The organism is Methylobacterium sp. (genome assembly GCF_019745455.1).
Taxonomy (GTDB): Bacteria; Pseudomonadota; Alphaproteobacteria; order Rhizobiales; family Beijerinckiaceae; genus Methylobacterium.
This window is the reverse complement of sequence record NZ_JAIETD010000141.1, coordinates 19,039-32,536: the sequence shown is the minus strand read 5'-3', so window position 1 is coordinate 32,536 and position 13,498 is coordinate 19,039. Positions and strand designations below refer to the sequence as shown.

Annotated in this window: 14 protein-coding genes; 2 read left to right on the top strand and 12 right to left on the bottom strand. The window is 65.9% G+C overall.

What is annotated here, in order from left to right:
* Positions 1 to 40: 40 nt before the first annotated feature.
* The 11 genes from K2Y56_RS23780 to K2Y56_RS23730 all read right to left on the bottom strand — a co-directional run bounded on the left by K2Y56_RS23780 (position 41) and on the right by K2Y56_RS23730 (position 12,059).
* A complete protein-coding gene (locus K2Y56_RS23780) occupies positions 41 to 1,864 on the bottom strand; it encodes an adenylate/guanylate cyclase domain-containing protein (protein WP_292513751.1) in 1,824 nt (607 codons plus the stop codon).
* Between the two features lie 12 nt (positions 1,865 to 1,876).
* Positions 1,877 to 2,347, bottom strand: coding sequence for a FecR domain-containing protein (locus tag K2Y56_RS23775; RefSeq protein ID WP_292513748.1), 471 nt, complete (start codon positions 2,345 to 2,347; stop codon positions 1,877 to 1,879).
* 166 nt (positions 2,348 to 2,513) lie between these two features.
* Positions 2,514 to 3,200 carry a Crp/Fnr family transcriptional regulator gene (locus K2Y56_RS23770; protein WP_292513745.1) on the bottom strand — a complete coding sequence of 229 codons (687 nt, stop codon included), beginning with the start codon at positions 3,198 to 3,200 and terminating at the stop codon, positions 2,514 to 2,516.
* 195 nt (positions 3,201 to 3,395) lie between these two features.
* Positions 3,396 to 4,400: a nickel transporter gene (locus K2Y56_RS23765; protein ID WP_292513742.1), complete on the bottom strand. Its 1,005-nt coding sequence runs from the start codon at positions 4,398 to 4,400 to the stop codon at positions 3,396 to 3,398.
* Complete coding sequence (locus K2Y56_RS23760) at positions 4,391 to 5,068, bottom strand: DUF1007 family protein (RefSeq protein ID WP_292513759.1); 678 nt, start codon at positions 5,066 to 5,068, stop codon at positions 4,391 to 4,393. The genes K2Y56_RS23765 and K2Y56_RS23760 overlap by 10 nt, the downstream gene beginning before the upstream one ends.
* 192 nt (positions 5,069 to 5,260) lie before the next feature.
* Entirely contained in the window at positions 5,261 to 5,617 is a 357-nt protein-coding gene (locus tag K2Y56_RS23755; protein ID WP_292513739.1) for a hypothetical protein, read from the bottom strand.
* Between the two features lie 185 nt (positions 5,618 to 5,802).
* Positions 5,803 to 6,264, bottom strand: a complete 462-nt coding sequence (locus tag K2Y56_RS23750; protein ID WP_292513737.1) for a cytochrome c-type biogenesis protein — start codon at positions 6,262 to 6,264, stop codon at positions 5,803 to 5,805.
* Complete coding sequence (locus K2Y56_RS23745; RefSeq protein ID WP_292513734.1) at positions 6,261 to 8,264, bottom strand: heme lyase CcmF/NrfE family subunit; 2,004 nt, start codon at positions 8,262 to 8,264, stop codon at positions 6,261 to 6,263. Before K2Y56_RS23745 ends, K2Y56_RS23750 begins: the two co-directional genes overlap by 4 nt.
* Before the next feature lie 31 nt (positions 8,265 to 8,295).
* Complete coding sequence (gene ccmE / locus K2Y56_RS23740; RefSeq protein WP_292513731.1) at positions 8,296 to 8,823, bottom strand: cytochrome c maturation protein CcmE; 528 nt, start codon at positions 8,821 to 8,823, stop codon at positions 8,296 to 8,298.
* Between the two features lie 137 nt (positions 8,824 to 8,960).
* Entirely contained in the window at positions 8,961 to 10,511 is a 1,551-nt protein-coding gene (gene ccmI / locus K2Y56_RS23735) for a c-type cytochrome biogenesis protein CcmI (protein ID WP_292513729.1), read from the bottom strand.
* 129 nt (positions 10,512 to 10,640) lie between these two features.
* Positions 10,641 to 12,059 carry a sensor histidine kinase gene (locus tag K2Y56_RS23730; protein WP_292513727.1) on the bottom strand — a complete coding sequence of 473 codons (1,419 nt, stop codon included), beginning with the start codon at positions 12,057 to 12,059 and terminating at the stop codon, positions 10,641 to 10,643.
* 92 nt (positions 12,060 to 12,151) lie between these two features.
* Here K2Y56_RS23730 and K2Y56_RS23725 point away from each other — a divergent pair, with 92 nt between their 5' ends.
* Complete coding sequence (locus tag K2Y56_RS23725) at positions 12,152 to 12,388, top strand: type II toxin-antitoxin system VapB family antitoxin (RefSeq protein WP_292513724.1); 237 nt, start codon at positions 12,152 to 12,154, stop codon at positions 12,386 to 12,388.
* Positions 12,388 to 12,789, top strand: a complete 402-nt coding sequence (locus tag K2Y56_RS23720; RefSeq protein ID WP_292513721.1) for a type II toxin-antitoxin system VapC family toxin — start codon at positions 12,388 to 12,390, stop codon at positions 12,787 to 12,789. The genes K2Y56_RS23725 and K2Y56_RS23720 overlap by 1 nt, the downstream gene beginning before the upstream one ends.
* A 4-nt stretch (positions 12,790 to 12,793) precedes the next feature.
* Here the strand turns inward: K2Y56_RS23720 and K2Y56_RS23715 are convergent, their stop codons facing one another.
* A complete protein-coding gene (locus K2Y56_RS23715; RefSeq protein ID WP_292513718.1) occupies positions 12,794 to 13,471 on the bottom strand; it encodes a response regulator transcription factor in 678 nt (225 codons plus the stop codon).
* Positions 13,472 to 13,498 lie beyond the last annotated feature (27 nt).

Sequence of the window (13,498 nt, the reverse complement as noted above, 5' to 3'; positions counted from 1 at the left end):
CCACGCTGGCTGCGGTTTCATCAGCCAAAGGAATTTGAATTTATCGTATGCAGCGGATGTCGAGGCCCTGCTCTCGGCCGCGGATACCGATGCGCGTGACCGGGCCTAGCCGGATATCATCAAGGGAGTCGGGCAGGCCAGATAGCAGATCTGCCGACAGGACGACCCGCACACCTTCGGCTTTGGCGACCTCCAGAAGTCGGCTTGCAACGTTTACAGTGTCTCCGGTCGCAGTGATCTGCTGGTTATGAGCGCCGCCGAGGCGTGACACCACCACCGGCCCGGCATGTGCGCCAATGCGCAGGCCGATGGTGAGGCCTTGGCTGTCGAGCCAAGTTTCCAACGCCCCGGCGAGGGCAAGTGCTGCCTGCAATGCGCGATATCCATCGTCTGGCCGCGGGTCAGGCAAGCCGAACAGGATCATGGCACCGTCACCCATGAAGCTCGTCACCGAGCCGTCGTGAGCGCCCGCCACCGCCTCAACGCGAGCATGCATCTCCTTCAAGAGGCCTTGGGTCCGGGAAGGTCCGAGCTGTTCGCTGAGCCCGGTGAAGCCCGAGAGATCAACAAAGATCACGGCGGCGCGCTGTTCCTGCGGCGTCGCAAGGTAGTTCGTATCGTGTGCCAGCCGATCGGCGATCAACGGCGGGTGAAACCGCAGGAGTGCGTTTCGATCTCGCTCGAATTGACGCCCGAGGGCTCGCTCGAGCCAAATCCGACTGCTGAAGGTGAGTGCAATCGGTGGAACGATGGCCGCCAAAGGTAGAGCGAGGGCGAACCATAGTCCATGCGCAAACAACACGGCGTTCAAGCAAGCAGCGCCTGTCAGGAGCAGGCCGGCGATTACAAGTCCGATCCGATTGATCGAGAGCAGGAGGATCATCAACACTGGTAAAACCATCGCCACGGCGACATCGATCCGGCGGATGGTCGTGCTTCGTGTCAGGGCATCGCCTCGGACGAGATGTGCGATGCCGGTCGCTAGCACCTCGACGCCCGGCAGAAGTGGATCGAAGGGCGTCGGCAGGGTGTCGCCGTTGCCGAAGGCGGTCGCACCCACGACGACGATGCGGTCCTTCAATCTGTCCCCGAGAGTTCCGTTCAGGATAGCGTCACCACTCACCGTGTGGATGCTCCCCTGCGGACCGTAGAAGCGCAGGGCGAGTGAAGCTCCGAGATCGAGCGACGTCGCGACCTGACCGATCCGGACGGTGTCGCGCTCCCAGGCGAGTTCACGGCCAAATCCCGTCGCGACGAGGGACAGAGCAAAATGAAGGTTGCCATCGGCAACGGTGACGAGAGGCAGGTGCCGGGGTGTGCCACCATGATCGGTGGCGACGTTGACGAGGCCGAGGCCGGTCGCGTCCGAAAAGGTGGCAATGGGTCTCGTGAGCCTGTCGGCTACTGGCAAGTCTGCGAAAGGTCCTGAGCTGGCGCGTTGTTCTGGGCCGGCCCGCGCGAAGGTGGCTGCCACAGCGATCACCGAGGGGCTGGAGGCAAGAGCCTCAGCGAGTTCGCGATCCGCCTCGGGTTCACCTGGATCGAGGAACAAGATGTCGATCGCGATCGCGCGCGGTTGAGCCGCTGAAAGCTTACGGATCAGCTTCGCAAGGATGTGCCTCGGCAACGGGTAGGTTCCCGCACCTGCCACGGTGGCATCATCGATGGCGACGATCACCACATCTTCCGGCGCTTTGCGTGGTCCTGCGAGGAGAAAGCGAAGATCGGCAAGGGGTGCCTCGATCCGGTCTAGCGCCGAGGCGCCGCCGCTCAAGTGAGGCAACGCCAACACGCTGCTCCAGGCCAAAGACAGGATGATGCCGGCCAGCGACAGGATCGCCCGGGCGCGGCTAGCATCGCGCACGGCGCCCTCCTGTCAGCGACCGAAGCGTGCCATCAGCCCCATGCGGCGCGCCGGTGCCCATTGCTTGACCTCAAGGAGGGCGTTTCCGGGGGAAACATCGGTACCGTCCCCTGCTTTCAGCACGACCGCTTGTCCGCCACTTGCCCTGCCGACCGCGACGCGCCCAGTCTCCACGAAGACTGCAGTACCCGATGGCGTCACGTCCACGCCCCAAGTCGTGCCGCGCACGGAGGCGACTGCATGCGGAGTAAGTACTTGGAAGCCGCCCCGTGGGCGAGTCGTATACTCGATCAGGAGGCCCTTCGCCTTGAGTTCGACTGCCTCAGGCCGCCCGTCCCGGTTGCGATCCATCAGTCGGTACGCCGCACCCGACTCGGCCGTTAAGCGCACGCCGCCGGAGCATTCGAGCACCACACGCGGCGGGTCGGTGTAAGTCGTGCTGATACAACCCTCGGCGTAGGCCTGCGCACAAGACAGCGCCATGCACACAGCACTAACAATTAAAATGGCCAAGCATCTGAAGCCGGGCCATTCGAACCGCTGATCCGCTCGCATGACGACACCCCCCAAGAGACGGCCGTCACGACGCAGCCGGTTACGCTTCGGCGCTAGTGTTGTTTCACGGCCGCGCGCTTCGCAAGGGTATCCATCACGCACCCTCATTAGAAATACCGATGCGTGCCAATCTCCGTGTATCGAGGAGAGTTATCCGCCCCCGGCCGATCGCTACGATGCCTGCTCGTTTCCACACCTGCAGGTGACGGTTGACGCTCTCACGTGTGGCACCGACGAACATCGCGAGATCCTCCTGCGAAATCTCGATCTCATTGCCATAATCGGTCGCGAGACCGAGGAGACGCCGCACGAGACGCTGGACGAGAGGCAGAAAGGCCGCATCCTCGGCCTGGTTACTCATCCAGCGAATACGGGCGCAGAGCAGCTCGATCACCTGGACTGCCACGCTGGGTTCGCGTGCCATGAGGGCGAGGAGATCACGCCGTAGGACGACAAAGAGATCCGTTGGTTCGCTCGCGATCGCGGCGGCCGTACGCGGCTGCCCATCGAGGAGCGCCACCTCACCGAAAACATCTCCGGCGCCGAGCAGGTTGAGGGTCATGCGCTGGCCATCCACCGTGTCGGTGGCGATACGAACCTGCCCGCGCCTGATCGCGTAGAGCGCATCCGCCGGATCGCCCTTGAGAAACAGTGTCTGTCCCGCGTCTAGCCGACGCGTGATGCAAAGCGCCGCAATGGCAGAAAGCGCTTCTGGCCCAAGGCCGGCGAAGAAGGCGTTTGCGGCCAGCAGGTGCCCGAGATCAAGAGAAGGCGTCGTCATTCCAAGCGACAGGCAGCATAGCGTGGTCGGAATCAGGAGAGGCAGCAGGCAGGGCCGGCAAGGCTAAGTCAATGGCCGAGCTGAGCGAGGGCCGATCACGATCCCCAGTGGAAGGAGAAGCCGTTACGAACGTTTCCGTCGCATCTTCTGTCTATTCAGAGAAACAGGCCGATGGATGTATCCGGGCTGGCCTTCCTATCCTCCGACAGCGGCGGCGGGTCCGGCGAGCATCGCGATACCAATGACGAGGACGAAGGCGCCGGCCAGGACCTCGAGCCCGGCGACCGCCAAGGCTCCGCGCCTCGCACGCCCGCTCGCGAGTCGCAGCGCCAGGACCTTGGCGAAGACCGCGATGCTCGCCAGCGCGCCGGTGGTGAGCGCGGTGCCGAGCGCCATGGCGAAGGTCGCAGCGATGCCGACGGGGAGCATGCCCTGTGAGGTTGAGAAGACGAGGATGAGGACCGCGCCGGCACAAGGGCGCGAGCCCGCGGCGAGGACGATCCCGATTCGCGCCGGCCAGCCGTCGAGTCTCTCGATGGCGGACCCGTGGTTGAAGTGGACATGGCCGCATCCTGGCCCGCAGGTGGTCTCATCCTCCCCAAACATGGAGGCGAAGCGACCGGCTTTGCGCCACGTCATCGCTAACCCGACGAGGGCTACGAGGGCAAAGCTCACCGTCTCGATCGCGGTTCCGGCACGGGTCATCGACGCCGCCGTGGCGCCGACGAGCAGAGTTCCAATCCCGACGATGGCGATCGCCACCAGCGCCTGGAGCAGGGCCGCGGCGAGGCTCAGGGAGAAGCCCCGAGCCAAGGCGCGCTCTCCCGCCAGCAGGTAGCCGGCGATGACGGCCTTGCCATGTCCCGGTCCGGCGGCGTGGAAAACGCCGTAGGCGAAGCCGAGGAGCAGCATCGGGCCGTAGCCGCCCCCGGACTTGATCGCCGAGACCGCTGCCTGAAGGCTGCGCGAGAAGCTCGATTGCAGGGAAAGGATCCAACCGCCGAACCCCGTGGCAGCCGGTGCCGCCTCTCGAAATCCGATGCCGAAAGGCGAACGGGCGGGCGGCTGCGCCGGCGATGCGAGGAGCAGCGACAAGCCAGCCAGAAGCAGCCCGGCGAGCAGAATCGCGGTGGCGGCGACGAATAGGCGCGACCCCGTGCGGCTCCCGAGCGACGGCAGGGGCGCCGCGCTCACGGACATGCGACGAGGATCCGGTTGGCAAACTGGGCGCCGTAGGTCGAGGCGTTAGTCAGGGCCTCGAAAAACGATTCCGACAGACCGGGCTTAGCCGCGTTCGCTTGCGGGGTTGGAGCCGGATCGGACTTCGAACGCGTGACGGTGACGGCGCAGCCCGTCGGTGCCGCCTTCAGCGTCGCGACGTCGGCGGCATCCGACAAGCTGAAGGAGACGAAGTAGGTGGGATCGTAGACCTCGAGGGCGGCGACGCCTTTCCCCTGAACGATGGGATTCTTGAGGGGCAGAAGGAAGCTCAAGGTGAGCGCACCCTCCTCCAGCGCCATACGCGGCTCGACGGGATCGACGAAGGCCTGGTCCTTCCCGCCGACCTTGAGCTTCGTGAAGTAGCCGAACTCGGCGAGGTTGGCGGTGTTCTCGGCCGCAAGGGCCACGAGTTCTTCGGGCGTCAGCTTGCCGTCGCCGTTGGCGTCGAGGCCCTGGGTCACGAAGGCGGAGTATGATTTGTCGAAGGTCCAGGCGTGACGGATACCCTCGACCTTGCCGCCCGACCCGTAGGCGATCTGGACCTTCGAGATGATCCAGACATGAGGATGAGCCAGGGCCGCCCCTGTCAGACCGAGGGTCGACACAGCGGCGAGGGCGAGGCGGTGGAGACACGGAGCATGCGGCATCATCTTGCTCCAGACGCTCGCGGATCATGGTTAACACATCGTCAACGCGGCCGAGCCCCCGACGATTGCCGCCCGTCGTCGGGTTTCACTGGGGCAAAAGCGAGGCGCCATGGAGCGGGCGTCTATCAAAATGAAAAGAGCCTGCCCGCTCACGCGGGCAGGCTACGATCAACGGCTTGCAGGAAGAAGGCTTCAGTAGCTTCCAACCTCGGCGGAGGCGACTTCGACCCGGTCGCCGCGACGGGAGAAGGCGACCGTTGCCTCGCGGCCGTCTGCTCCGAGAGCTCCCGGCACGGAGAGATGCACGGTCTGGTCGGCGTTGAGGGTGGTCACCATCCGTATCACCTGCGGGGTGTCGGAGCCGGAATTGACCGAGGCGAGGGTCGCGACGACCCGGTAGCCGCCCTTCTCCACAGTGTAATAGGCGGAACCGCGGAAGCTACCGAGGTCGATCGAGTTCGATTGGCTGGCCTGGAGCTCGGCGGCCGAAACCGAGCCGGCCGCTAGGAGGAGTGCGGAAGCGGCGAGAGACGTGAAAAGTGCGCGCATGATCATCAGCCTGTGCTGTTACTGCCGCCGGGAGTGCCCAAACGGGAGCCGGTTGCACCGGGAGATCGCTCAATGGCGGGAAAATGGTGCGTTGCGAAGATGGGCTTATTGCAATGCGATACGGCACAAAACGCATAGCTTACGCAAGATATATCCAAGATATGCGTTACGGAACGGACAGTGGATCAATCCCGCCGAGTGAGGGCTGCGATCTCGGCTTCCTCGGCGGCGGTCAGACGTTGCGGCGCCGTCGACTTTCGGTTTCTCGCAAGACGCCAAATACCGAATGCGCCGAGCCCGAGTACGGCAATCGGGGTCAGCCAGAGGAGCAGCGTGTGCAAGGCGAGGACCGGCCGCAGCAGCACGTATTCGCCGTAGCGGCCGACCACGTAATCCTGCACCTGTCGGTCGTCGTCTCCGGCCTTGAGGCGCTCGCGCACGATGAGACGCAGGTCCTTGGCGAGCGGCGCATCGGAATCGTCGATCGACTGGTTCTGGCAGACGAGGCATCGCAGGCCCGAGGAGATATCCCTGGCGCGCAATTCGAGCTTCGGATCGCTCAGGACTTCGTCCGGCTGCACCGCGAGGGCGCTTGTCGTCAGGAGACTCAGCGCCAGGGCGCCACAGGCGAGCCGGCGGGCCGTCATTCCGCCGGCACCGCAGAGGGCGGCAGGGGCTTCGACTTCGCCCGGGCCGGTGCGCCGACCCGCATGCGCCGGTCGGTGATGGAAACAGCGCCGCCAAGCGCCATCAGCACGGCGCCGAGCCAGATCAGAAGCACGAGCGGCTTGTAGTAGAGGCGTAGGCCGATGCTGCCGTCAGGCATGACCTCGCCGATGCTGGCATAGACCTGGCTGACGCCGATCGTCATCAGCCCGGACTCGGTCACCGTCATGCGGCGGCTTGGATAGAAGCGCTTTCCGGTCTCGACCGTACCGACATAGTCGCCGCCCGTCGTCCGGATGGTCAGGAAGCCGGTGGTCTCCTCGTAATTCTCGCCTGAACGCGGGCCGACCCGGTCGAGGGTCGCCGAGTAGGGACCGCTCGCCACGGACTGGCCCGGCTTGATCACCGCGAGGCCTTCGGTGGCCCAGCCTTGGGCGGCGATGCCCAGCACCACGATTCCGACGCCAGCATGGGCGAAGGCCGTGCCCCAGGCGGATCGCGGCAGGCCGGCGGCGCGGCGCAGGATGACGGCCGGCTTCGAGGACCTGCTGTTGCCGTAGCCCCGCGCCCGCGAGACGATCTCCAGCCCCGCGCCGATGAGCAGGTAGGCGCCGAGACCGATACCGATCGGGGCCATCGCCGGTCCGCCCCAAGTCATCGCCATGGCGATGAGCCCGATAACCAGCGCGAAGCCCAAGGCCGCGAACAGCCGCTGGGAAGCGGCATGCACGTCGCCGCGCTTCCAGGCGAGGGTCTGGCCGAAGGGGACGATCAAGAGGAGTGGGATCGCGATCGGCACGAAGGTGTAGTTGAAGAAGGGAGGCCCCACCGAGATCTTCTCGCCCGTCAGCGATTCGAGTAGCAACGGGTAGAGCGTGCCCACGAATACTGTGGCGCAGCCGGCGGCGAGGAACAGGTTGTTCATCACCAAAGCTCCCTCGCGCGAGATCGGGGCGAAGAGGCCACCCTGGCGAAGCAATGGCGCGCGCCAAGCGAACAACGAGAACGAGCCACCAACGAACAGTACCAGGATGCCTAAGATGAACACGCCGCGAGTCGGGTCGGTGGCGAAGGTGTGAACCGACGTCAGCACGCCCGAGCGCACGATGAAGGTGCCGAGCAGCGATAGCGAGAAGGTCAGGATGGCGAGCAGCACCGTCCAGACTTTCAGGGCGTCGCGCTTCTCCATCACTACGGTGGAGTGCAGGAGCGCGGTTCCGGCGAGCCAGGGCATCAGCGAGGCGTTCTCGACCGGGTCCCAGAACCACCAACCGCCCCAACCGAGCTCGTAATAAGCCCAGTACGATCCCATCGCGATGCCGAGGGTCAGGAAACTCCAGGCAGTCAGCGTCCACGGCCGCACCGCCCGCGCCCAGACCGCATCAATGCGTCCCTCGATCAGCGCCGCGATGGCGAAGGCGAAGGTGATCGAGAAGCCGACATAGCCGACATAGAGCAGCGGCGGATGCACTGCGAGACCGAAATCCTGCAGGAGCGGATTGAGATCGTTGCCCTCGAGCGGAGCCGGGTTGACGCGGTTGAACGGGTTCGAGGTCGTGATGATGAACAGAACGAAGACGAAAGTGATCAGCCCCTGGACGGCCAGGGTATTGGCCCGCAGCACGGCCGGCACCGAATCCTTGGCGACGGCGACGAGGGCGCCGAACAAGGCCAGGATGAGCACCCAGAGCAGCATCGAGCCCTCGTGGTTCCCCCAGACCCCGGAGATCTTGTAGATGAAGGGCTTCGTCGTGTGCGAGTTCTCGACGACGTTCTGGACCGAGAAGTCCGAGGTCGCGTGGGCGTAGGTGAGGGCTGCAAAAGAGAAAAGTATGCAGCCGAATGCGCCGAGCGCCGCCGGCGTCGCGACGGCGCGCATGGCGGAATCACCCGATCGGGCCGCCCAGATCGGAATCACGATCTGCACGAGGGAGAGCGCCAGGGCCAGCGACAGCGCGAAATGGCCGACCTCGATCAGCAAGGATGACTGTCCTTCGGTTTCAGGGTGCGCATCATCGCTCGCTGCGCGGTCCGAGCGTCGCCGCGTCGGGAGAGACCGGCGTGCCGGCGGACACGGTCTTCGGGTTGGGTTTGACACCGCCCTTGCCGCCTTCCTGCCAGCGACCCTGTGCCTTCAGTGCGTCGGCGACTTCCCGGGGCATGTAGGATTCGTCGTGCTTGGCGAGCACCGTGTCCGCTTTGAAGATCCCGCCCGGTCCCAAGGTGCCCTCGGCGACGACGCCTTGGCCCTCGCGGAAAAGGTCTGGAAGAAGGCCGCGATATTGGACGGCCACGGTGGCATTGGTGTCGGTCACGGCGAAATCGACGGTCTGGTCGGGACCGCGTTTCAGGGATCCGTCCTGGACAAGTCCGCCAAGGCGGAAGCGCGTTCCCGCCGCGACACCCTGCTGCGCAACCTCGGAGGGTGACCGGAAGAACACGATCGAGCCGCTCATCGCCGACAGGATCAGACCGACGGCGAGAGCGAGCACGCCCCCGCAGACGGCGATCATGATGAGGCGGCGGCTCTTGCGGGTCACGTATCCGTCCCGTGTTGTGGCTCAGCTACCGGGCTTCCCACGGATGGCGTGTCCCGCAGCAAGGCTCGGCCTTTTAACATGACAACGATGTCGGCCGCTGGCAGGCGGGGGTCAAGGCCTTAGGGCGGGACCGATTGTCAGGGGGTGGTGCCTTGCCGCGGGGGCCCGCCATCCTGCCGCGGCTCCGACCCATGCAGATCGAGCTCCTTGGCGAGGAGGTCGAGCCGCTGCACCGCTCCCTGATTCGGGCTCTGGGCCATCCGCGCCCGGTCGAGGGCCTGGACCGCGAGCTTGCGCTCGCCGAGGGCTGAGTAGGAGCGGACAAGGCGCAACCACTCGTCGAGCGTCCCTCCCTTGGAAGCGAGGCGCCGGTCGAGGCTTGCCACCATGCCGCGGATGGCGGCATCGCGCTCCGCGGCCGGCATGGCCTTCACCGCGGCGACCGCGGCTTCGGTGTCGGCGGTGCTGACAGACCCCTGATTGGGCGCGGCCGCGCCTTGGGCGGGTTCGCTCTTCGGCTGTGGCTTGGAAGGAGAAGCGCCGGCATTCAGGCCCATCTCGCCGGCGAGGATTTCGATACGAGCCATGCCGTCCTTGTCCTGAGCGAGAGCCTTGCGGGCGCGCTCCAGGGCCGCTGCGGCCTTGGAGCGCTCGCCGAGGACGCCATACGAGCGAAGGAGGCGTATCCAGTCCTCGGCCGTGCCGCCCTTGGCCGCCAGCCGCTGGTCGAGGCCGTCGACCATGCCGCGAATCGCGGCGTCGCGGGCTTCGGGCGGCATGCCCGAAGGATCGGCCGCCGCGTCTTCGCGGCCCATCGGGGCGGATGTGGCCGGCTCCCCTTTCAGTCGCGCCAGGCTCTCGCGGATCAAGGGCAGCCAAGGTGCGTCGGCAGGCGCGCCCTCCACCATCTTGTTCAGGCGCTCGATCGCGCCGGGGATGTCTCCGGAGAGTTCGGCCGAGCGGGCGAGATAGAATCGTGGCTTTGCGGCTGATGCATCGAGGGCGACGGCCCGCTCGAACACGGCCTTCGCCTCCGGCGTTATCGCCCCGTTGCCGGCCGCCACCATCGCCTCGCCGAGATCCGAGAGGCGCTCGGGGGTCTCGCCGAGGATGCGGTTGGCCATCTCGTAGGCGCGGACCGCGTCGTCGAATCGCGCCATCCGCATGTAGACCGGGGCGAGGACCTGCCAGCCGCGGCCGTCCTTGGGATCGTTCGCGAGCCGCGCCTCGATCTGCCCGACCGCCTTGAGGAGATCCTGGTCGCCGGTGCGGCCGGCCTCGCGTTCGGCAGAGGTCTGCGCTGGCAGGTGGGGCGAGCCGTAGATCCCGTAGGCGATCAGCGCGACGAGGGGAATGGTCGACAAAGCGAACGCGGATGCGGCCCGGCGCTGGCGCAGGGTCGGCTCGGCCATCCCGCCCGCAGCTTTGGGGCCGCCCTCGCGGTTGGCCCGCAGGAGCCGCCGCGCCGCCTCGGTACGCGCGGCCTCGGCCTCGACCGGGGCGATCAGCCCACGTCCGAGGTCGCGCTCGATTTCCCGGAGCTGGTCCTCGTAGAAACCCGTCTCGGTGGCCAGGGCACTCTCGTCGGGACCCTGCCCTGCGGAGGCGGTCCGGCGAGACATCGGCCAGAGCAGGCTGAACACGGCGAGCCCCGTCATGAACGCCAGAATGAACCAGATCGCCGTCATCGTACCCCGAACGCCAACCTGCGCATGTTAAAGACACTGACACGAGGGAACGACGTCGATGCGCGGTGACACGGTGTCACGCAAGGGCGAACAAGGCTTCTGAAGCCGCGAAACGGCAGATCGACGTTGTCAGGCATGACTGGTTCCGGCCGGCGCGTCACCGGGGACTTCGATCACCGCCCGCAAGCCCCCGATGGCGGCTTCCTCCAGGCGGAAGCGGCCGCGATAGAGTGCGGCGAGGTCGGCCACGATGGAGAGGCCGAGGCCGGAGCCGGGTTTCGTCTCGTCGAGGCGCTGGCCCCGGCCGAGCACGGCCTTGCGGCCCTCGGGCGGAAGCCCCGGCCCATCATCCTCCACCGCCACAAGGAGATGGGGATAATTGTCCTGATCCACCGCTTCGGCCCTGATCGAGACCCGGCCATTCGCCCATTTCGAGGCGTTGTCGACGAGGTTGCCGACCATCTCCTCGAAATCCTGGCGCTCCCCGCGAAAGCGCAGGCCCGGCGGCACGCTGACCTCGTAGGCGATGTCCTTGTCGCGGTATATTTTGCCGAAAGTGCGCACCAAGCCAGCTAAGGCGGGTTCGACCTCGGTCGATGTGCCGAGCGTGCCGGCGAGCGCCGCCGCCCGCGCCCGGTCGAGGTGGTAATTGACCTGATCGCGCATCACGGCGGCCTGCTCGCGGATCTTGGCGGCGAGGTCGTCGGGGGCCTCGCTCGATCCGACCTCGTTGACGATGATCGAGAGCGGGGTCTTCAGGGCATGGGCGAGATTGCCGACCTGGGTACGGGCGCGCTCGAGGATTTCGCGATTGGTCTCGATCAGCAGGTTCACTTCGCCTGCGAGAGGAGCGATGTCGCGCGGATACTCGCCGGTGATGCGGTCGGACTCGCCTCTGCGGATTGCGCCGAGCGCATTGCGGAGCTTGGCCAACGGCGAGAGGCCGAAGCGGATCTGCAGCAGCGTCGTCAGCGCGAGGAAGAGGCCGAGAAGGCCGAAGGTGATGAAGAGCGAGTTCCGGAAACGCCCGACATCGTTCTCGATTTCGTCGGCGGGGCCGGCGACCCGCACGGTGTAACGGCCCTCCTCGCCGAGATCGACGTCGCGCTCGATGATGCGAAGGGCCCTGTCATCCTGGGCGCGCCCGTAGCCCTGGCGAATCTGGCCGACCCCGGCGGTCGAGTCCGGCCGCCCGGCGGCTTTCAGCGGCAATCCGACGAGGGAGCGCGAGGTGCGCAGGTCGCGCGGCTTCGCGTCCGGCCTCCCGATCTGCCAGTACCAGCCCGAGAGCGGCAGATCGAAACGCGGGTCGCTGAGCGTGAAGGACCGGCTCTCGGGATCGCTCGGCGAGACGAGGTCGGTGGCGAGATTGTTGGCGTAGACGAGGAGGCGGCTGTCGAAGGCACGCTCGGTGTTCTCGCGGTACAGCGTCGTCAGGATCCAGGCAGCGATGAGCAGGATGGCGGAGCTCGCCAGAAGCGCCGACACCGCGAGACGCACCGCGATCGAGCGGCGGCGCATGGGCAGCCAGGACGGGAAGGAGAGCATGGCCGTCTCGTTTCTCATGGGCGGGCCGCTTGCCGACGATGGTGTAGATGGTCGTTCCGCGCTATCTACATCGAAGCCCGGAGAGATCGAGCATGGCCCTTCATATCCGCGACGAGGAGACCGATCGTCTCGTGCGCACGCTCGCAAAGCGCAAGCGCATCCCGCTGACGGAGGCCGTCAAGCTCGCCGTCGGCAACGAATTGAGGCGCGAGGACGAGAAGCTCAGTCTGTGGGAGCGGCTAAAGCCGCTTCGAGATCGCATTGCGGAATCGCCATCTACCGGCCTCGAAGCTGACAAGGCGTTCTACGACGAGCTTAGCGGCGACTGATGTTCGTCGATGCGTCCGCCCTCGTCGCGGTGCTTACAGGTGAGCCGGAAGGTCAAAGCCTCACCGACCGACTGGAAGCGGCCGACGATGCGTTCACCTCACCTCTCGCGGTCTACGAAGCAACAGTTGCTATCCGCAGAAAGCTGCACCGCCCACTCGCGGTGATCCAGGCGGACATCTCGGCCTTCCTCCAAACCACTGGGATGCGCCTCGTCCCTATCCCTCCCGTCGCAGGGGAGAGGGCGCTCGCCGCCTTCGAACGATACGGGAAAGGAACGGGGCACCCGGCCCGGCTCAATATGGGCGACTGCTTTGCCTACGCCATGGCAGAAATCCACGGCGTCCCGCTACTCTTCAAAGGCGATGATTTCGCCATGACGGAAATCGGCCAAAGCAACTGAGGCCTCACCCCCGCGCCACCGGCTGGTTCGGGTCCACGAGATAGCCGAGGCCGCGCACGGTCTGGATCAGGTCAACAGCGAGCTTCTTCCTGAGGCGCCCGACGAAGACCTCGATGGTATTCGAGTCGCGGTCGAAATCCTGGTCGTAGAGATGCTCGGTCAGCTCGGCACGGGAGACCACGCGGCCGGTATGGTGCATCAGGTAGGAGAGCAGGCGGTATTCGTGACTCGTGAGCTTGACCGGGTTGCCGTCGACGAAGACCCGGCCTGACCGGGTATCGAGGGTCACCGGTCCGCAGGCGATCTGGCTGGTGGCGTGGCCCGCCGCCCGGCGCAGGAGGGCACGCACGCGGGCCATCAGCTCCTCCATGTGGAAGGGCTTGGTGACGTAGTCGTCGGCGCCGGCATCGAAGCCGTCGACCTTGTCTGACCATCGGTCGCGCGCGGTCAGGATGATGACCGGTGTTTTGATCCCGGCCCTGCGCCATTTCTGCAGAACGCTGACGCCGTCCGCCTTGGGCAGGCCCATGTCGAGGATGATGGCATCGTAGGGCTCGTTCTCGCCGAGATAGCCGCCCTCCTCGCCATCGAAGGCCTTGTCGGCGACGTAGCCGGCTTCCTCGAGCGCGCTCACAACCTGACGGTTGATATCGCGATCGTCCTCGACGACGAGCAATCTCACCTCTTCAGCCCTCCTGGTTCCAGAACC

What these genes read in the sequence shown, in the direction of transcription:
- K2Y56_RS23725 (WP_292513724.1), top strand. Translation starts at nt 12,152, where the DNA reads ATGGCCCTTCATATCCGCGACGAGGAGACCGATCGTCTCGTGCGCACG.
- ccmI (WP_292513729.1), bottom strand. Translation starts at nt 10,511, where the DNA reads ATGACGGCGATCTGGTTCATTCTGGCGTTCATGACGGGGCTCGCCGTG.
- K2Y56_RS23730 (WP_292513727.1), bottom strand. Translation starts at nt 12,059, where the DNA reads ATGCTCTCCTTCCCGTCCTGGCTGCCCATGCGCCGCCGCTCGATCGCG.
- K2Y56_RS23775 (WP_292513748.1), bottom strand. Translation starts at nt 2,347, where the DNA reads ATGGCGCTGTCTTGTGCGCAGGCCTACGCCGAGGGTTGTATCAGCACG.
- K2Y56_RS23765 (WP_292513742.1), bottom strand. Translation starts at nt 4,400, where the DNA reads ATGTCCGTGAGCGCGGCGCCCCTGCCGTCGCTCGGGAGCCGCACGGGG.
- K2Y56_RS23750 (WP_292513737.1), bottom strand. Translation starts at nt 6,264, where the DNA reads ATGACGGCCCGCCGGCTCGCCTGTGGCGCCCTGGCGCTGAGTCTCCTG.
- K2Y56_RS23760 (WP_292513759.1), bottom strand. Translation starts at nt 5,068, where the DNA reads ATGCCGCATGCTCCGTGTCTCCACCGCCTCGCCCTCGCCGCTGTGTCG.
- K2Y56_RS23755 (WP_292513739.1), bottom strand. Translation starts at nt 5,617, where the DNA reads ATGCGCGCACTTTTCACGTCTCTCGCCGCTTCCGCACTCCTCCTAGCG.
- K2Y56_RS23770 (WP_292513745.1), bottom strand. Translation starts at nt 3,200, where the DNA reads ATGACGACGCCTTCTCTTGATCTCGGGCACCTGCTGGCCGCAAACGCC.
- K2Y56_RS23720 (WP_292513721.1), top strand. Translation starts at nt 12,388, where the DNA reads ATGTTCGTCGATGCGTCCGCCCTCGTCGCGGTGCTTACAGGTGAGCCG.